The organism is Micromonospora sp. NPDC023814, from assembly GCF_040639595.1.
Classification (GTDB): Bacteria; Actinomycetota; Actinomycetes; order Mycobacteriales; family Micromonosporaceae; genus Micromonospora.
Genome location: NZ_JBFAAF010000018.1, coordinates 23,506 through 41,617, shown reverse-complemented (window position 1 = coordinate 41,617; position 18,112 = coordinate 23,506). Strand labels below are relative to the sequence as shown.

The following is an 18,112-nucleotide window of genomic DNA, read 5'->3' as shown; positions in this document are numbered from 1 at the left end:
AGCTTGATCGAAGCGTACGAATGGGAACGCGGCCGGTCATCGGACACGTGTGGCAGGTGCGCGTCCCCGGCTCCTACGTCTGTCGCAGGCACCCCGGCCCCCGCCGCCCGCCGCCGGCGTACGACAGGCGTAGGAGGCGGCGGCACGCGATTCCAACAGGTGCCCGATGACCGGACGGCGCGCCGGCCATAGGTTCGGCGACGTGCGGTTGTCGGGTCGCGCCACGATCCCGCGGATCATCGGGCGTTTCGTGGTACCGGCCCTGTTCGCGGCGCTGTTCGCCGCCCCGCTGTGGTTCATGGTGGTCGGCTCGCTGCGCCCCGCCGGCCTGCCCCCGCCGCGTACCCTCGAACTCCTCCCGCCCGAGCCGACGGTGGCCGCCTACGCCCGACTGCCCGAGCTGATCCCGCTGTTCCGCTACCTGGCGAACTCGGCGCTGGTCGTGGCGCTCGCCGTGCCGTTGACCGTCGCCGTGGCGTCGCTGACCGGTTTCGGGCTGCGGCTGCTCGCGCCGACGGCCCGTCGGCGGGTGGTCCTCGGCCTGCTGGCGGTGCTGCTCGTCCCGGCCACCGCCGTCTGGGCGACCCGCTTCGAGCTGTTCCGCCTGGCTGGCGTGGTCGACACGTACGTCCCGCTGCTGGCCCCGGCGGTGCTCGCCGGCAGCCCGTTCCTGGTGCTGCTCTACGCCTGGAGCTTCGGCGGGGTGCCGGAGACCCAGCTCCAGGCGGCCCGCCTGGAGGGCGCCGGGTGGCTGACGGTCTGGCGGCGCGTCGCGATGCCCCAGGTGCGCCCGGCAACCCTCGCGGTGGCCGTGCTGGCCTTCACGTTCCACTGGGCCAACTTCATCGACCCGCTGCTGTACCTGCACAGCGGCGACCGGTACACCTACCCGCTCGGCCTGCAGTTCCTGCGACTGTTGAACCCCACGGACTGGCCGCTGCTGATGGCGGGCTGCGTGGTCGCCACCGTCCCGTGCGTACTGGTGTTCCTGCTGGCCCAACGGATCCTGCTGGACGACGACCCCCTGGCCGCACTCAGATCTGGAGGACGCAGTTGACGATCACCCGGGCACGACGGTGGACGGCCCTGGTCATGGCCGCCCTGCTGGCCGGCTACGCCGCCGGCTGCGGCGGCGGTGACCGCCCCGACGAGGCGTCGGGCATCACCGTCGTGCTGTTCGGCGACGCCGAGGAGGTCGCCGGCTACCGCCGCATGGTGGCCGCGTTCGAGGAGGCCCACCGCGACGTCGACGTCAACCTCTCCCCGGTCGCCGGCCAGGACGAGCTGATGGCCCGGCTGACCACCTCGTTCGCCGGCGGCAGGCCGCCGGACGTGTTCCTGCTCAACTACCGCCGCTACGGTCAGTTCGCCGCGCAGGGAGCGATCGAGCCGGCGCAGTCCTACCTGGAGCGCAGCACCGTGCTCAAGGAGAGCGACTTCAGCCCCCAGGCGCTGGACGCCTTCCGCTTCGACGGCAAGGCCCTGACCTGCCTGCCGCAGAACCTCTCCTCGCTGGTCGTCTACTACAACGCCGACCTGTTCGCCGCCGCCGGCGTGCCGCTGCCGAAGGCCGGCTGGACCTGGGACGACTTCCTGGGCGCCGCCCGCGCGCTGACCCGCGACGGCCGCTACGGGGTGGGCGTGGAGCCCTCCGTGCCCCGGCTCGCGCCGTTCGTCTGGTCCAACCGCGGCGAACTCGTCGACGACCCGACCCGCCCCACCACCCTGACCCTCACCCGGGACCCGGCCACCCGCAGGGCCGTCGACTGGTTCCTCGACCTGCAACTCACGCACCACGTCGTGCCGCCCGACGCCGAGGAGCAGAGCGAGTCGAGCGAGGCCCGGTTCCTGCGCGGCACCCTGGGCATGTACCTCAACAGCCGGGTGGCCGTGCCGACGCTGCGTACCATCGACGGCTTCACCTGGGACGTGGCGCCGCTGCCGGTCGCGCCGGGCGGCGTGCCCGCGTCGATCCTGCACAGCGACGCCTACTGCATGGGCGCCGGCCTGCCCGACCACGACGACGCGTGGCGGTTCATCGAGTTCGCGATGGGCCCGGCCGGCCAGCGGATCCTCGCCGAGTCCGGCCGCACCGTGCCGTCCCGGCTCGACGTCGCCAACTCCCCGGCGTTCCTCGACCCGGCCGAGCCACCGAAGTCGTCGCGGGTCTACCTCGACGCCGCGCCGCACCTGCGCGCCACCCCACGCACCGCCGCCTGGTCCCGGGTGGAACGCGAGGCGGGCACCCTGCTGGCGGAGGTCTTCTACGGCCGGGTCGGACGCGAGGAGGGGCTGCGCCGGCTGGAGGAGCAGAGCCGGCCGTTGTTCGCCCTGCCGGCGGGAGCGGGCGGGTGACCGGACGCGGGGCCATCCGGCTGGAGGCGCTGACCAAGTCGTACGGGCGGACGACCGCCGTCGACGGGATCGACCTGGACGTGCGGGCCGGTGAGATGATCACCCTGGTCGGGCCGTCGGGCTCCGGGAAGTCCACCGTCCTGCGGCTGATCGCCGGGCTGGACCGGCCGGATCGCGGCCGGGTCGTGGTCGACGGCCGGGACGTCGCACTGGTGCCGCCGCACCGGCGGGCCGTGGCGATGGTCTTCCAGGACTACGCCCTCTACCCGCACCTCACCGCGCTGGGCAACCTGACGTTCGGCCTGCGGGTGCGCCGGGTCCCCCGCGCCGAGGCCGAGCGGCGGGCCCGCGCCGCGGCCGAGCGGCTGGGGATCGCCGAACTGCTCGACCGGCACCCCGACGAGATGTCCGGCGGGCAGCGCCAGCGCGTCGCCCTGGCCCGCGCCCTGCTGCGCGAGCCCAGCGTCTACCTGCTCGACGAGCCGCTGGCCAGCCTGGACGCGCCGTTACGCTTCGCCACCCGGGCCGATCTGCTCGCCCTGCACCGTGACCTCGGCACGACGACCGTCCACGTCACGCACGACCAGGCCGAGGCGATGACCCTCGGCGACCGGGTGGTCGTCCTCGACGGCGGCCGGGTCCGGCAGGTCGGGCCGCCGCAGCAGGTCTACGACGAGCCCGCCGACACCTTCGTGGCCGGCTTCCTCGGCAGCCCGCCGATGAACCTGGTGCCCGGCGGCGGCGCGCTGGGCGGCCGGCCGGGCGTGACCCTCGGCGTACGGCCGGAGGACCTGGCGCTCGACGCCGAGGGCCCGGTCGAGGCGACCGTCGAGGCGGTGGAGGCGCTCGGCAGCGAGGCCGTCCTGCTGACCCGGTGCCCCGACGGCACCCGCCTGATCGTGCGGACCGGCCCGCGGCCGGGCGTACGGCCGGGCGACCCGGTGCGGCTGCGCCCCGACCCGGACCGTGTCCACCGCTTCGACACCGCCACCGGGCGGCGCCGGTGAAGGCGGTCCGGGCCGGCCGGCAGCTCACCGCCTGGGCGTTCCTCGCCCCGTACGCCGTGTCGGTCGCGCTGCTGGTCGCCCTGCCCACGCTGCTCAACGTCGGGTACGCGTTCACCGACCACACCGGGCTGACCCGGGACCCGCAGTTCGTGGGCCTGGCCAACGTACGCCGGATGCTGGCCGACGGTTTCCTGCTCGACAGCGTGCAGGCGTCCCTGACGCACGTGGCGCTGGCCGTGCCGGTCCGGCTGCTCGCCGCCGTGGGGCTCGGCCTGCTGCTCGCCGCGCCCCGGCCGGGCGGGCGGTGGTTCCGGGTCGCGGTCTACCTGCCGACGGTCGTCCCCGACGTCGCCCTGGCCGTGCTGTTCCTGTGGGTGCTCAACCCGCTCTACGGCCCGCTCAACCAGGTGCTCGGGCTGTTCGGCCATCCCGGCTTCACCTGGCTGTCGGACCCGACCACCGCCCGGGTGGCGGTGGTGCTGATGCTGGCGTTCCCGATCGGCGAGGGCTTCGTCGTCGTCCTCGCCGCCCGCCGGATGCTCGACGGCCGGCTGTACGAGGCGGCGGCGCTGGAGGGCTGCGGCCCGTTCGGCCAGCTGCGCCGGCTCACGCTGCCGCTGCTGGCTCCCGTGCTGGTGCTGCTGGCGGTCCGGGACACGATCCTCACCCTCCAGGTGAACTTCGTCCCGGCGTACGTGCTCACCGACGGCCGGCCCGCCAACGCCACGCTCTACCTGCCCGTCTACATCTTCGACCAGGCCTTCGAGTTCTCCGGCTTCGCGTACGGCGCGCTCATCTCGACGGTGCTGATGGCGCTCACGGCCGCCATCATCACCGCCCTGCTGCTGATGGTGCGACGCTGGCGGGTGCTGCGGTGAGGTGGCATCCTGCTGCGGTGAGACTCCGGGTGTTCGCGGTCGCCGCCACGATCCCGCTGCTCGTCGCCTGCGGCGGGACGGACGCCCCGCAGGCGACCGGGCGGGGCCCGGGGATGCTGGCGAACCTGCCCAGTTGCGACCGGGTGCCGCTGGACACCGAGCCGGAGGTCGACGCCCGGGTCACCGGCCTGGTGCTGCCCGACGGCGCGCGCGTCACCTCGGTGGTGGAGCAGGGGGCCCTGACGACGGTCGAGGCCACCGTCCGGATGACCCCGCTGGACGTACGCGCCCACTACGAGGGCCGCACCGACATCGAGCTGCTGCGCGTCGAGGACGAGGTCTTCGAGGCCGAGGTGCTGGCCCGGGCGCAGCAGCGGCGGATGTACCTGCGGGCCGGCGCGCTCTGCGCCGACGGCACCACGCTGACCGCGGTGGTGGGACCGGACTCGGAGGACGCGGGACTGCCGGAGTTCCAGAGCGGATAGTGACGGCGCTCGACAGCTGTCCTAACCCGACGGCCGGAATCCCAACAGTTGCCGGGTGACGCCGCTCACCGTGCTGTCTACCGTGCGACGCACGACCGGATTCCGGTCGCACCCGCACATGGACGGGAGATCCGCATGAGTCCCACCCTCGTCCGAGGTAGGCGCGTCCTGCCGGTGGCAGCAGCCCTGGCGCTGCTGACGGCGGCCGCGTTGACGACCTCGGCACCGTCGGCCCGCGGCGAGGAGTCGCTGGCCACCAGCAGCCCCACCGGGCCGATGGAGCTGCCCGCCGAGTGGATGACCGCCCAGCGGCTCAGCGACGGCAGCACGGACCTGTCCGTCGCCAAGTACGCGAAGGCCCGCGGCGAGGCGAACCAGCTCGCCGCCCGTACCCGCAGCGCCTACCGCGACCTCGCCGGGGAGCAGTGGCGCTTCTTCGGCCCGAGCAACATCGGCGGCCGGGTGGTCGACATCGCCGTCGATCCGCAGGTCGCCGACCAGATCTTCATCGCCGCCGCCTCCGGCGGCATCTGGCGCTCCGCCGACGCGGGCGCCACCTTCGAGGCCGCCTGGCCCGACGGCGGGACGCACAGCATGGGCGCGGTCGCGATGACCACCGACGGGGTGCTCTTCGCCGGAACGGGCGAGGCGCAGCCGGGCGGCGGCTCGATCACCTTCGGCGGCGACGGTGTCTACCGGTCGCGGGACCGGGGCCGGACGTGGCAGCGCGTCGGCCTGGAGAACAGCCACGCCATCGCCCGGTTCGCCATCGACCCGGGCAACCAGGACCGGATCTTCGCCGCGGCCGCCGGCAACCTGTTCGTGCCGGGCGGCGAGCGGGGCGTCTACCTCTCCGAGGACGGCGGCGACACCTGGCGGCAGGCCCTCGCCCCGCCGAACGCGACCACCGGCGCCACCGAGGTCCTCGTCGACCCCGAGAACCCGAACCGGGTGTACGCGGCGATGTGGGACCACCTGCGCGAGCCGCACCAGCGCACCTACGGCGGGCCCGGCTCCAGCCTGTGGCGCTCCGACGACGGCGGACGGACGTGGGAGCGGATGACCACCGGGCTGCCCACCGACGCCGACCAGGGCCGCTGGGGTCTCGCACTCGCCCCGAGCAACCCGGACCGGCTGTACGCGTACGTCGGCACCGCCCTCGGCCCGTTCCGCGCGTTCTACCGCTCCGACGACGGCGGCGACACCTGGACGCAGACCCCGGTCAACGCCAACCAGGCGTCCCAGTCCACCTTCAGCTGGTGGTTCGGCAAGCTGTTCGTCGACCCGGCCGACTCCGACCACGTGTTCCTCACCGGGGTGAACCTGCGCCGCTCGACCGACGGCGGGCAGAGCTTCGGCAACGTCGGCGGCGTGCACGCCGACCAGCACGTGCTGCGCTGGGATCCCAAGGTGCCGGGCCGGGCCTACCTCGGCAACGACGGCGGCTTCTACCGCTCCGACGACAACGGGGTGAGCGGCTGGGTCAAGTCCACGTACGAGCCGTACACCCAGTTCTACACCGTGGACGTCGCGCAGACCGACCCGGCGCTGAAGGTCGGCGGCGCCCAGGACAACGGCTGCAACCGCGGCTACAACGGCGTGGGCGGCCCGTGGAACGCCATCGGCTGCGGCGACGGCCTCCAGGTGATCATCCACCCGGAGAACCCGAACATCGTCTTCGGCTGCAGCCAGTACGGCTCCTGCTACCGCTCGGAGAACGCCGGCGCCGCGCCGCGCCAGTCCATCGGCCCCGGCCAGACCACCTCGGACCGGCGCAACTGGCTCACCCCGCTGCAGTTCGACCCGAGCGACCCGGACGTCATGTACTACGCGGGCAACGTCGTCAACCGGTCGACGGACAACGGCCGCACCTGGACGGCGATCAGCCCGGACCTCACCGGCGGCGGGCCGAACGACCCGTCGGGCTACCCGTGGGGCACGATCACCACGATCGCGGCGGCCCCCACCGACGGCGACAAGCTCTACGTCGGCACGGACGACGGCAGGCTGTGGTGGACCGACGACCTCGGGGGCACCTGGACCCAGGTCGACCCCGCGCAACTGCCGGGCACGTGGGTGACCCGGGTGGCGGCGCATCCCACGGACGCGAACATCGCCTACGCCACGTTCTCCGCGTTCCGCTCCGGCAGCGACCGCGCGCACGTCATGATGACGCGCGACGGCGGCCGCACCTGGACGGACATCGGCCGGGGGCTGCCCGACGCGCCGGTCAACTCGGTGGTGCCGACCGCCGACGGCCTGTTGCTGGTCGGCACCGACGTGGGGGTGTTCGTGTCGGCGTGGAACGGCGGCGAGTGGGCCTCCCTCGGCGGGGAACTGCCGGCGGCGGCCGTGATGTACCTGCGCTACCACGAGCCGACCCGGCAGCTCACCGCGGCGACGTTCGGCCGGGGCGTCCACGACCTCACCGTGCCGCGGTGCCCGGCGGCGTCGACCCGGCTGCCGCTGCCCGAGCCGGGCGTCGGGGTGGTCGGCGTGCTCGCCTCGTGCCGCGCGGCGTGACCCGCTGAACAGGGGCGGGGGTGGCGGGCGGCAGCCCGTCCACCCCCGCCCCTGCCCGTCACGGGGCCGGGTGGCGCGGACCGGGCGGCCGAGGTCGTGGCGCTGCTGACCGCCGCTACCGGCCCTGGCCCGCCTCAAGCACGCCAGGTGCAGCAGTGCCGGCGACCGGCCGGTCGACAGGTAGCCCCGCCCGGGTGGATCGGTGAAGTACTGATCCGGTTCGAGAGCCACGTTGTGCGCGAGCGCCGTCGCACGGTTCGACGCAGCGGCCCCCACCGTCTCCGGCGGGGGCCGCTGCGTCGACGCTCGGCGGGGGCCGGTCAACACCAGCCGTTGACCGCGCCGTTCACGCCGGTCCACAGGTAGGCGTCGGAGACCCAGGTGCCGTCGCTGAGCCGGTTCCACAGCGACGTGGTGCCGTACCGGCCGGTGTGGCTGGTGCCGTTGGCGGAGCAGGAGATGGTGACCGTCGCGCCGTCACCCACCGAGCCGAGCGCGGCGTAGCCGGTACCGGGGCCGGACCGCTTGGTCAGCGAGCCCCCGCCGTTGGCGTCGACGACCGCCTGGTTGAAGCCCAGCGCGCCGTAGTTGTAGATCGCGCTACCGGCGCCCCGCCAGGTCGAGCCGTGCCGCGCGCCGCCCTGGTAGGCCGAGGCGCCGTTTTCGAACACCCACTTGCCGAGGCCGTGGCCGGCGATGGGCACGTACGCGCTGTTCTGCCGCAGCCCGAAGTGGACGTGCCGGCCGTACGCGGCCCCGCCGCAGGTGACGTCGGTGCCCGTGTAGCCCAGGTACGCACCCTGGCCGACGGCGGCGCCGTTGACCGAGATGCTGCTCCACAGGTGGTAGTAGTCGGTGGAGTAGCCGCGGTCGTGGATCACCCGGATCCAGCCCCGGCACATCGTGTACGCCGTGCCGCCACGGGCCGCGCGGACCACCTCGTCGCCGCCGGCCAGGTCGATCGAGCTGTACGGCGACTCGTAGCCGCCCCAGCCGTGCGGACCGCTGGTCAGCGTCCAGGTCTGGCCGACCGCGAACGGCAGGGCCATGCCGGTCCGGTAGTCGCCGCCCGCGTACATCGTGCCCGGAGTGCGGGTGAAGACCTCCTTCTCCTGCTTGTTCACCAGGGGCGACTCGGCGGCCAACTCGCCGAACTCCGCCTCGCCGTCGAAGCTCACCTGCCACCCGCCGGCCTCGGCGTGGGCGATGAAGATCGCGCCGGTCGGGTGGATGTCCTCCTCGTTGGAGGTGACGGCAACGGCGGTGCCGAAGGCCCAGCGGCCGCTCTTGCGGGTGACGGTGATCCGCGTGTCGGCTGCCTCGACGGGTGCCTCGCCGGCGACCCGGGCCTGCCCGAGCAGCTTGGCGGTCACGGCCTGCTCGACGCTCGCCCGGGCGGGGTCCGGCGTGGGTGCGGCGGCGTGCGCAGCGGTGCCCGCGACCAGGAGTTCCGTCGCCAGGAGAGCCGTGGCGACGCCGGCCCATCGTCTGATGTGCACCATTGACGACCTCTTTCAAATCGAAGGACATCGCTAAGTGGTGCTGACGATAGACAGAACCAAGAATATTGTCTACATGTTGACACGCTGGCAATGAAGGTATGTTTCGGCCCGCCCGCCGCCAAGGCCGCCGGCCGCGTCGGCGAGGCGCGGCCGGCGGACGTCCGGATGCCCGGGCCGGGCAGCCGGCGGGTGGTCAGGCGATGCGGCGGATGCGGCGGACGGCCAGGAGGAGCAGCAGCGCCGCGAGCGCGACGAAGATGCCGGCCTCGATGCCCTGGAACAGCCAGAACCGGCTCTCGGGCTGGTAGAGCCACCAGTTGTAGGCGCCCGGCCCGAGGCCCAGGTCGGCGCCGCAGGCCCGCCCGTCGGGGCCCGTGGCACCGGACGGGCAGATCACCTGGGCGTTGGGTGCGACGAGTTTGCCGTTGGCGTCGTGGACGCCGTTGGAGAGGATCCAGTCGCGTCCCCTGATGGCGAGCTCGTCGGTGGAGCCCTGCACCGGGTAGGTCAGCTCGCGGGCGGGCAGGTAGCGGGGCCTGGCCAGCACGGCCACGGCGACGCGCAGGCCGAGGAAACCGACCAGCGTGCCGGCCATGGCGGGCAGCGCCCGGGGCCAGACGGTGCCGGCGAAGACGCCCAGCGCGACCGCGAAGAGGGTGTACCCGATCGGCACCACGCCCTGCATGTCGAAGAAGAACGCGTCGAACCGGCTCTGCCGCCAGCCCTGGTTGAGCGGGGTCAGCCACCAGGACATGCCCAGCCCGTAGGCGACGGAGACGAGCAGCGCGGCGGCACCCACGAACCCGAACTTGACCAGCGCCCAGCGTTGCCGGCTGACGCCCTGGGTCCAGACGAACCGGTGGGTGCCCTGCTCGACCTCGCGGGCGATCAGCGGGGCACCCCAGAACAGACCGACCAGCAGCGGCAGCACGAGGAAGAGGATGCCCGCCAGGCTCAGCGTGCCGAACTGGTCGTGGAACTGGTTGAAGGCCCGGTCGCAGGTCTCGCCGAGCCCCGGCGTCGGGCCCGGGTCGCCCGCGGTGACGCACTCCGGCAGGCCGTAGTCGTCGAAGGCGTCGCGCATCGCCAGGCCACTGATGATCATGAACGCGCCGAGGACCGCGAGCCCGCCCAGGGCGAACAGCGCGTCCCTGCGGTGTTGCCGCCAGGTCAGCCAGATCATGCCGGCACCCCCCATTCCTCGTGGCTGGCCTGCGTGTCGCCGTCGGCGAGGTAGGCCAGGATGACGTCCTCCAGGGACACCTCCCGCACGCTCCACCGCGGGTCGGCGACGGGCCCGTCGGCGCGCACCAGCAGGGTCGACTGCCGGTCGGTGTGGCTCGCCCGCACGACGTCGGCGACGCCCGGGATCGGTTCGCCGCCGTGCCGGGGGCCGATCAGGCGCCGGTGCGCGGCGACCAGGTCCTCGACCGCGCCGGCGAGCCGGACCTGGGCGGCGTTCAGCACGATCAGGTGGTCGCAGACCCGTTCCACGTCCGCCAGCAGGTGCGAGGAGAGCAGCACGGTGGTGCCGGCGTCGGCCACGCTGCCCATCAGGGTCTGCAGGAACTCCCGCCGGGCGAGCGGGTCGAGGCTGGCCACGGGCTCGTCGAGCAGCAGTAGCCGGGGTCGCTTGGCCAGGGCGAGGGCGAGCGCGACCTGGGCCCGCTGCCCGCCGGAGAGCTTGCCGACCGGCTTGTTCGGCGGGATGCCGAGATCCGCCAGGCGGGTACGCGCCATCGCCGCGTCCCAGCGGCGGTTCAGCCTGTCGCCCGCCGTGATCAGCTCGGCCGCGGTGAAGTCCCGGTACAGCGGCGTGTCCTGGGCGACGAAGCCGATGTCGGCCAACGCTGCCGGGTTGTCGTAGGGGGGCTCGCCGAACAGCCGCACCGCCCCGGCATCGGGCCGCAGCAGGCCCACCGCCAGGTGCAGCAGCGTGCTCTTGCCCGCCCCGTTGGGCCCGACCAGGGCGGCGATCCGCCCGGCCGGCAGGCGGAACGAGCAGTCCCGCAGCGCCCAGTGTCTCCCGTACCGTTTGCCCAGCTGGTCGGTCTCCAGCACGGCCTCCATGGCGTGTCCTCTCATCCTGCCGACGTGGCGTTCTGCGGCGGGGCTTCGACCGGGAGCGTGGCCCGCATGGTCGTCTCCACCAGGGCGATGATGTCCTCGGGCGTCAGTTCGGCCGCCTGTGCGCGGTGCAGCCAGGCCACCAGGTCCGCCCGCAGTTCGGCCTGGTTGGGCAGGGACGCTCCGGCGAGGCTGCGCCTGACGAAGGTGCCGACGCCCGGCCGCCCCTCCGCGAGGCCCTCGATCTCCAGCTCGCGGTACGCCTTCAGCACCGTGTTGGGATTGATGGCCAGCGACTGCGCGACGTCGCGGACCTTGGGCAACTGGTCCCCGGGGACCAGCAGCCCCACCCGCAGGGCCTGTTTCACCTGCTGCACGAGCTGCATGTAGGTGTTCACCTTCGACCGGCCGTCCAGCACGAACTCGATCACCCGCCGCGCCTCCCCTGTTGTCTTACGACAGTAGGACTATAGAACAAGTTGGCGCCGATGGGAGCCCCCCTTCGTCGACGTGCGCGCCCCTTCCGGCGGGGGCGGATGTCAGACCAGGCCGGCGACGGCGCCTATCGCGGTGATGGCGACCGCCACCTGCTCGGAAAGAGGACCGTCGACCGGCCACGAGCCGTCCGGGCGCTGGGTCGCGGTGAGCCGCCGGACCACGGCGCGGAACACGGGATAGTCCGGGGGCAGCAACGCCGTGTGCAGTGCGCATCCGGCGCGGGCGACGTCGGCCGGCGGCGCGTCGAGCAGCCGCCGCGCCAGGACGTCCAGTCCCTGGTCCGCCTCCTCGCGCAGCCCCACCGCCCACAGCAGGGCGGCGGCGAGCCAGGTGGTGGTCAGGCACGACGGCCAGGCGCCTGAGGCTTCCACGGCGTCGCGCACCGCCCGGGCGGCCCGCCCGGCCGCCTCGGGCCGGTCCAGGACCGCCAGGCACCAGCCGACGTAGGCGGGCAGGTAGAGCGGGTCCTGCGCCGGCAGGTGCCCGGCGTCCACGGCGGAGCGCACCGTGCCGTCCGGCGCGACCAACGCGGCGAGCCAGTCGGCGCAACGGTCCACCCGGGAGTCGCACCGCAGGTCCAACTCGATTATCCGGGCGTTCCGTTCGCACGTCGCCGCCACGGAGGGGGCGCCAGCCGACCAGGGTGCCGGGAAACCGCCCTCGGGAGACTGGTCGGCGAACAACGCGTCCGCCACGTCCAACGGCGTCGGCCACACCCCGGTCAGCACCGTCGCCAGTCGGTGCCCGTCGGACTCGTCACCGTGCGCGATCACCCACTCGACCGCCGCGCCCTTGTCGATCACGAACCGAACCTAACAAGTACCGGGACGAAGGGCCGAGCTGCGGCACGCCTTCGGCGATCCGCGCGGACGGTCAGCCGGGCCAGCGGCAGCGGCCCGGGGTGCGCGGCCCGCGGCCCGACCGCGGCGCCGGCCAGGCCGGCCAGCCACGCAACGACCTCACCCGTGCAGGTACGCGAGGACCGCCAGCACCCGGCGGTTGTCGTCGTCCGACGGCGGCAGCCCCAGCTTGCTGAAGATGTTGTTGATGTGCTTGCTGACCGCCTTCTCGGTGACGAACAGCCGCCCGGCGATCGCCGCGTTCGACCGGCCCTCCGCCATCAGGCCCAGCACCTCCCGCTCCCGCGCGGTGAGTTCCCGCAACGGCTGTGCCGTCGCGTTGCGGGCGAGGAGCTGGGAGACGACCTCCGGGTCCATCACCATGCCACCGCCGGCCACCCGGCGCACCGCGTCGACGAACTGGTCGACGTTGGACACGCGGTCCTTGAGCAGGTAGCCCACTCCCCCGCCACGGTCGGCGAGCAGCTCGCGGGCGTACAACTGCTCGACATGCTGGGAGAGCACGAGGATCGGCAGGCCCGGCAGCCGGGTCCGGGCCTGCAACGCCGCCTGGAGCCCCTCGTCGGTGAAGGTCGGCGGCAGGCGCACGTCGACGACCGCGACGTCCGGGTGGTGCCGGACCAGCGCCGGCAGCACGGACGGCCCGTCGGCGACGGCCTCGACCACCTGGCAGCCGAACGCGTCGAGGATGCGCGTCAGCCCGTCCCGGAGGAGGGCGAGATCCTCCGCGATGACAACTCGCACGGCAGCTCCATGGTCACGACAGTCGGTCCGCCGGGCGGACTCGTCACGGTCATCGTGCCATCGAAGGCTGCCAGACGGCGTTGCACGCCCGACAGGCCGGTCCCGGAGTCCGGCGTCGCGCCGCCCCGGCCGTCGTCGCCGACCACCATGGTCAACCGACCGTCGCGGTGCGCCAGCCGGATCCACGCCCGCGCCGCGCCGCTGTGCTTGGTGACGTTGGTCAGCGCCTCGGCCACCGCGAAGTAGGCCGCCGACTCGACCGCGGCCGGCGGGCTGCCGGGCAGCGCGACGTCGAGCTCCACGGGCAGCGGCACGGCCAACGCGAGCGCCCGCACGGCGCCGTCGAGTCCGCGTTCGGCCAGCACCGGCGGGTAGATGCCGCGGACCAGGTCGCGCAGCTCGACCAGGGCGCGGCCGCTGGTCTCCTGCGCCTCGGTGAGCAGCCGCTGCGCCGCGGCCGGGTCGTCGGCCATCAGCTTCTCGGCCAGGCCGATGCTCATGCGCAGCGCGACGAGCCGGGCCTGCGCCCCGTCGTGCAGGTCGCGCTCGATCCGGCGCAGCTCCGCGGCCTGGGTGTCGACCGTGTCGGCCCGGGTGGCGGAGAGCTGCCGGACCCGCAGCGCCAACTCCTGCGCCCGGGTCGGGGCCAGGAAGAACCCGGCGAAGCGGAAGTGCAGCCACACCAACCACGGCGCGACCACCAGGCCGGCGAACAGGAACAACCATCCCTGGGGTACGGACAGCACCGCCTGCACGAGGTTGTCCATCGGCCAGAACACGCCGTAGCCGTACCAGTCGACGGTGAGGAACAGGACCACGGGCAGCAGCAGGACGCCCTCCAGCCCGTACACCGGCAGGACGAACGCCAGCAGGCAAGCCCCGCCGGTCACCATGCCCGGCATCAGCCAGGCGAAGTCCCGCCAGGTCGCCGGGTCACCGACCACCCAGCGGAACCGCCGCCAGGTGCCGAGCCGGGCGCCCTCGGGCGCCGGCGGGTACGGCGAGGCGATCGGCATCCCGTGCCACCCGGCCACCCGGCGTTGCAGCCCGGTCGACCACCGCACCAGCACGGTGACCGCGGGGAACAGCGCGAACCCGATGCCGAGGGCCGGGATGAGCGCGAGCGAGACCACCGACAGCACGAACAGCGCCGCGTTGGTGGTCAGGCTGAGCAGGGCCACGGCCAGGCCCTGCACGGCGGCGAGCGCGCCGGGCCGGACCGACTGCCTGACGAACGCGCGTACGGAGCTGTCCACGGCGCCCATTCTCCGGCACCTGTCCCACCGGAATCGGTGGTGCTAGCACCACCCACGTTCGGGACCTGGCACCCCTGCCCTCACCCCCCTCCGGTCGAAGGATCAAGGCGTGACCACAACCAGGCAGGAGAGACCCGACATGTCCCGGCGGCAACGACTGGCCGGCCTACCGTCCGGCCGACGCACCAAGTACGCGATGCTCGTCTTCTGGCTCGTCCTCGTCGCGGTGGCCGGACCGCTGGCGATCAAGCTGACCGAGGTGCAGAACAACGACACCCTCGGGGCGCTGCCCGCCTCCGTGGAGGCCAGCCGCGCGGTGCAGCGGGCGGAGGCGGCGTTCCCCGACTCCCAGGCGCCCCTCGCGGTCGCCGTCTACGTGCGCGAGAGCGGGCTCACCGAGGCCGACCGCGCGAAGGTCGACGGCGACCGGGCCGCGTACGCCGCGTACGCCGACGGCGGCCAGGTGCCGCCCCCGGTCCCGAGCGAGGACGGCAAGGCGGTGTTGGTGTCCTTCCCGGTCGCCGGCGACGACGAGCAGCGGGCCGACGCGGTGGCCGACATCAGGGACCGGCTGGCCGCCGACGCCCCCGACGGGCTGCGCACCGCGCTCACCGGCGAGGCCGGCGCCACCGAGGACGTCTTCGACGCGTTCGCCGGGATGGACACCGCCCTGCTGCTGGCGACCGCGGGCACCGTCGCGCTGCTGCTGCTCCTCACGTACCGCAGCCCGGTCCTGTGGCTGATCCCGCTCCTCACGGTCGCGCTGGCCAACCAGCTCGCCAGCGCGGTCGTCTACCTGCTGGCCGAGTACGGCGGCCTGGCGGTCGACTTCCAGAGCCAGAGCATCCTCACCGTGCTGGTCTTCGGCGTCGGCGTGGACTACGCCCTGCTGCTCATCGCCCGGTACCGGGAGGAACTGCGCCGGCACGCCGACCGGCACGCGGCGATGGCCGTGGCGCTGCGTAGGTCGATCGGCGCGATCTGCGCCTCGGCGGCGACCGTCGCGGTCGGCCTGCTGTGCCTGCTCGCCGCGCAGCTGCCGGCCACCCGGGGCCTGGGACCGGTCGGCGCGGTCGGCATCGCCGCGGCGTTCCTCGCCATGACCACGCTCCTGCCGGCCGTGCTGGTCATCTTCGGGCGCTGGCTGTTCTGGCCGTTCGTGCCCCGTCACACCCCCGACGCGGTCGTCGACGACGAGGCGTCCGGGCACGAGCTGTGGCGCCGGGTCGCCGGCGTCGTCGGTCGCCGCCCGCGCGTGGTGTGGCTGGGCACGGCCGCGGCGCTGGTCGCCCTCAGCTTCGGCATCGGCAATCTCAGCATCGGCATGCCGGGGGACCAGTCGTTCACCACCGAGGTCGGCTCGATCACGGGCCAGCGGATGATCGCCGCGCACTACCCGAGCGGCACCGTGGCGCCCGCCGAGATCCTGGCCACCGCCGGCACGGCCGACCAGGTGGTGGCCGCCGCCCGTGCGGTGCCCGGGGTGGCCGAGGTCGGCGAGCCGCAGCGCTCCCCCGACGGCCGGTGGGTACGCGTCGCGGCCGTCCTCGCGGACACGCCGGACAGCGACGCCGCGCTGGACACCGTCGACCGGCTCCGCACCGCCGTGCACGCGGTGCCCGACGCGCAGGCGCTGGTCGGCGGGGACACCGCGTACCTGCTCGACGAGGAACGCACCGTCGGCCGCGACAACCGGGTCGTCGGCCCGCTGATCCTGGCGGTGGTGTTCGCCGTCCTGGTGCTGCTGCTGCGGGCCCTGGTCGCGCCGCTGCTGCTGCTGGCGAGCGTGGTGCTGTCCTACGTCGCCGCGATGGGCGCGGCCGGGCTGATCCTCGACGCCATGGGCTATCCCAAGCTGTTCGTGGGGATCCCGCTGCAGACGTTCCTGTTCCTGGTCGCCCTCGGCGTGGACTACACGATCTTCCTGGCCACCCGGGCCAGGGAGGAGACGGCCCGGCTCGGGCACCGCCGGGGTGTGCTGCACGCGCTGACGGTCACCGGCGGCGTCATCACCAGCGCGGGCGTGGTGCTGGCGGCCACCTTCGGCGCGCTCAGCGTGCTGCCGCTGGTGCCGTCGGTGCAGTCGGCCGTCATCGTCGGCGTCGGCGTGCTGCTGGACACGTTCCTCGTACGCAGCCTGCTCGTGCCGGCCCTGGCGCTGGAGATCGGCCGCCGCACCTGGTGGCCGGGCGTGCTGTCGCGGCGAGGGTCACCGCCGGTCCGGACGGAGCCGGTCGAGCCGGCTGCGGCGGGGGCGTAACGCCCGGCCGCCCCGCCACCGGGCGGGCTCACCGGGCAGGCGCCGGCCGTACCCAGAGCGGTACGGCCGGCGCCCGCCGGTCAGCTGCCGCGCCGGTCGTGGGGCACGGTGACGGTCACCGCGCAGCCGACCGGGCGGCCGATCTCGTCGTGGCCCGCGTACGTCAGGGTGTAGACGCGGTCCCCGCTGGCGCCGTCGCGTTCCGCCCGCAGCCGGCCGCTGGTGTCCGGGGTGCCGACGGTGAAGCCGCTGACGTCCGCGACGTCGCCGCCGGTCACCGCCGTCAGGGTGAGCGCGTTCGGGCCGAGGACGCCGTCGCGCAGGTCCGCCGTCACGGTGACGTCGACCAGTTCGTGGTTCGGCGGCCACAGCACCGGCCGGTCCACCGCGCAGTCCATCTCCCGGGCGGGCACCGGCTGGTCCAGGGTGGCGACGGCGTGGCCGATCGTCGCGGTGAGCCGCCCGCCGGCCTCGTAGTACATGTGCGCCGTGCGGCCGTCGAAGTAGAACGTCGGCGCGGCCGACCGCCCCAGGTCCGGCGCGGTGTTCATCGAGTCGTGCACGACGCCGAGGTGGACCTCCCGGTCGAAGTTCTCGCCGACGTCCACGGCGTGCATGTTGCCGTCGGCGGCGTGGAAGATCACCAGGTTGCGGCCGTTCCAGCGCAGGAAGAACGGCCCCGAGGCGTTCGGGCCCTCGATGCCCTGCGGGGTCACGATCGGGTCGGGCTGGATGGTCCAGGTCCGCGCGTCCGGGGAGACGGCCCAGCGGATGCGTCGGGAGACCGGCCCGGTCGGGCCCGGCAGCGCGGCGGTGGGATTGTCCATGAAGACCATCAGGTACCGGCTGCCCAGCCGCGGCACCGCCTGCTCGAACACGCGGGCGTAGGAGGTTTCCCCACCGGTGCTGTGGTCCCGGCTGACCGCCGTCCCGCCGTAGCTGAAGTGGATGCCGTCGTCCGAGGTGGCGTACCGGGTGATCGAGTTCTCGCCGTGGAAGTAGAGGAACAGCTTCCGCTCGCCCTCGACCCAGATCGCGTGCGGCGAGGAGATGTGGCTGACCGTGGCGTAGTGGGGCAGCCAGGTGTTGCTGATCAACGGGTTGGCCCGGTACTCGGTCCACGGGCCGTCGATCGAGTCGGAATACGCCAGGGCGATCCCACCGGGCCGCTCGTGGGGCGCGTAGTACAGGTAGTAGGTGCCCAGCGGCTCGGAGAAGTAGTCGGCGGCCCGGATGACGCTCGGGAAGATGAACTCGTTCGTCGGGTTGTAGGTGAGGGCGCTCTTGTCGAACGCGGTGCCCGCGTAGGTGAAGCGGGGGAAGTCCGGTGCCGGGTCGGCGGCGGCCGGAGCGGCACCGGCCACGGCGGCGACCAGGATGCCCACGCCGGCTGCCGCCACGGCGGCGCGGCTGGGCACTCGGACGGGTGCTTTCGTCATGGCTGCTCCTGCTCTTTCGGGGGTGGTGGGGGCGCTCCCCGGCCGGCCCGGGCGGGGAGCCGGTGCAGGGGACCGTCGACGTGGAGATCAGGGGGACGGCCCCGTACGGGTGGTGACTGTGGACGTGGCGCATCGCGCCACGTGGCGACGCGAGGTCACGCAGGGTGAGACGGTCAGCTGACCGCAGCCGCGGGGCGGGTAGCCCGACCGGCGACTAATACGTATTAGCATTGACGCT

The 18,112-nt window shown here is 73.7% G+C and carries 15 protein-coding genes; 7 read left to right on the top strand and 8 right to left on the bottom strand.

What is annotated here, in order from left to right; translation table 11 throughout:
* The first annotated feature begins 166 nt into the window (after positions 1–166).
* The 6 genes from AB0G14_RS12680 to AB0G14_RS12655 all read left to right on the top strand — a co-directional run bounded on the left by AB0G14_RS12680 (position 167) and on the right by AB0G14_RS12655 (position 7,248).
* Complete coding sequence (locus AB0G14_RS12680; protein ID WP_357696647.1) at positions 167–1,057, top strand: carbohydrate ABC transporter permease; 891 nt, start codon at positions 167–169, stop codon at positions 1,055–1,057.
* On the top strand, positions 1,054–2,355 hold the full coding sequence (locus tag AB0G14_RS12675) for a sugar ABC transporter substrate-binding protein (protein WP_357696645.1): 1,302 nt from the start codon (positions 1,054–1,056) through the stop codon (positions 2,353–2,355). Before AB0G14_RS12680 ends, AB0G14_RS12675 begins: the two co-directional genes overlap by 4 nt.
* Positions 2,352–3,362 carry an ABC transporter ATP-binding protein gene (locus AB0G14_RS12670; RefSeq protein WP_357696643.1) on the top strand — a complete coding sequence of 337 codons (1,011 nt, stop codon included), beginning with the start codon at positions 2,352–2,354 and terminating at the stop codon, positions 3,360–3,362. Before AB0G14_RS12675 ends, AB0G14_RS12670 begins: the two co-directional genes overlap by 4 nt.
* Positions 3,359–4,240, top strand: coding sequence for a sugar ABC transporter permease (locus AB0G14_RS12665; RefSeq protein WP_357696641.1), 882 nt, complete (start codon positions 3,359–3,361; stop codon positions 4,238–4,240). Before AB0G14_RS12670 ends, AB0G14_RS12665 begins: the two co-directional genes overlap by 4 nt.
* Positions 4,241–4,257: 17 nt before the next feature.
* A complete protein-coding gene (locus AB0G14_RS12660; RefSeq protein ID WP_357696639.1) occupies positions 4,258–4,725 on the top strand; it encodes a hypothetical protein in 468 nt (155 codons plus the stop codon).
* A 135-nt stretch (positions 4,726–4,860) separates the two neighbouring features.
* Positions 4,861–7,248 carry a glycosyl hydrolase gene (locus tag AB0G14_RS12655; RefSeq protein WP_357696637.1) on the top strand — a complete coding sequence of 796 codons (2,388 nt, stop codon included), beginning with the start codon at positions 4,861–4,863 and terminating at the stop codon, positions 7,246–7,248.
* A gap of 320 nt (positions 7,249–7,568) precedes the next feature.
* On the opposite strand, the gene AB0G14_RS12650 is transcribed toward AB0G14_RS12655, so the two are convergent.
* The 7 genes from AB0G14_RS12650 to AB0G14_RS12620 all read right to left on the bottom strand — a co-directional run bounded on the left by AB0G14_RS12650 (position 7,569) and on the right by AB0G14_RS12620 (position 14,184).
* Entirely contained in the window at positions 7,569–8,750 is a 1,182-nt protein-coding gene (locus AB0G14_RS12650) for a peptidoglycan DD-metalloendopeptidase family protein (RefSeq protein WP_357696635.1), read from the bottom strand.
* Between the two features lie 193 nt (positions 8,751–8,943).
* Positions 8,944–9,933 carry an ABC transporter permease subunit gene (locus tag AB0G14_RS12645; RefSeq protein ID WP_357696633.1) on the bottom strand — a complete coding sequence of 330 codons (990 nt, stop codon included), beginning with the start codon at positions 9,931–9,933 and terminating at the stop codon, positions 8,944–8,946.
* A complete protein-coding gene (locus AB0G14_RS12640) occupies positions 9,930–10,820 on the bottom strand; it encodes an ABC transporter ATP-binding protein (RefSeq protein WP_357696631.1) in 891 nt (296 codons plus the stop codon). The genes AB0G14_RS12645 and AB0G14_RS12640 overlap by 4 nt, the downstream gene beginning before the upstream one ends.
* Positions 10,821–10,831: 11 nt before the next feature.
* Positions 10,832–11,248 (bottom strand): GntR family transcriptional regulator, encoded by a 417-nt coding sequence (locus AB0G14_RS12635; RefSeq protein WP_357696629.1) that lies wholly within the window; start codon positions 11,246–11,248, stop codon positions 10,832–10,834.
* Between the two features lie 108 nt (positions 11,249–11,356).
* The gene (locus AB0G14_RS12630; RefSeq protein ID WP_357696627.1) at positions 11,357–12,118 is read right to left on the bottom strand and encodes a hypothetical protein; all 762 of its coding nucleotides are present in this window, start codon (positions 12,116–12,118) and stop codon (positions 11,357–11,359) included.
* Positions 12,119–12,274: 156 nt separating this feature from the next.
* Positions 12,275–12,919 (bottom strand): response regulator transcription factor, encoded by a 645-nt coding sequence (locus AB0G14_RS12625; RefSeq protein ID WP_357696625.1) that lies wholly within the window; start codon positions 12,917–12,919, stop codon positions 12,275–12,277.
* Positions 12,871–14,184, bottom strand: coding sequence for a sensor histidine kinase (locus AB0G14_RS12620; protein WP_357696623.1), 1,314 nt, complete (start codon positions 14,182–14,184; stop codon positions 12,871–12,873). The genes AB0G14_RS12625 and AB0G14_RS12620 overlap by 49 nt, the downstream gene beginning before the upstream one ends.
* 130 nt (positions 14,185–14,314) lie before the next feature.
* Here AB0G14_RS12620 and AB0G14_RS12615 point away from each other — a divergent pair, with 130 nt between their 5' ends.
* On the top strand, positions 14,315–16,435 hold the full coding sequence (locus AB0G14_RS12615) for an MMPL family transporter (RefSeq protein WP_357696797.1): 2,121 nt from the start codon (positions 14,315–14,317) through the stop codon (positions 16,433–16,435).
* An 80-nt stretch (positions 16,436–16,515) separates the two neighbouring features.
* Here AB0G14_RS12615 and AB0G14_RS12610 read toward each other — a convergent pair whose 3' ends face one another.
* Positions 16,516–17,874 carry a hypothetical protein gene (locus AB0G14_RS12610; protein ID WP_357696621.1) on the bottom strand — a complete coding sequence of 453 codons (1,359 nt, stop codon included), beginning with the start codon at positions 17,872–17,874 and terminating at the stop codon, positions 16,516–16,518.
* Positions 17,875–18,112: the final 238 nt, after the last annotated feature.

Excerpts from the sequence above, each read along its gene's own strand:
- AB0G14_RS12680 (WP_357696647.1), top strand. The coding sequence starts at position 167 with ATGACCGGACGGCGCGCCGGCCATAGGTTCGGCGACGTGCGGTTGTCG.
- AB0G14_RS12655 (WP_357696637.1), top strand. The coding sequence starts at position 4,861 with ATGAGTCCCACCCTCGTCCGAGGTAGGCGCGTCCTGCCGGTGGCAGCA.
- AB0G14_RS12650 (WP_357696635.1), bottom strand. The coding sequence starts at position 8,750 with ATGGTGCACATCAGACGATGGGCCGGCGTCGCCACGGCTCTCCTGGCG.
- AB0G14_RS12645 (WP_357696633.1), bottom strand. The coding sequence starts at position 9,933 with ATGATCTGGCTGACCTGGCGGCAACACCGCAGGGACGCGCTGTTCGCC.
- AB0G14_RS12640 (WP_357696631.1), bottom strand. The coding sequence starts at position 10,820 with ATGGAGGCCGTGCTGGAGACCGACCAGCTGGGCAAACGGTACGGGAGA.
- AB0G14_RS12620 (WP_357696623.1), bottom strand. The coding sequence starts at position 14,184 with ATGGGCGCCGTGGACAGCTCCGTACGCGCGTTCGTCAGGCAGTCGGTC.
- AB0G14_RS12615 (WP_357696797.1), top strand. The coding sequence starts at position 14,315 with ATGTCCCGGCGGCAACGACTGGCCGGCCTACCGTCCGGCCGACGCACC.
- AB0G14_RS12610 (WP_357696621.1), bottom strand. The coding sequence starts at position 17,874 with ATGACGAAAGCACCCGTCCGAGTGCCCAGCCGCGCCGCCGTGGCGGCA.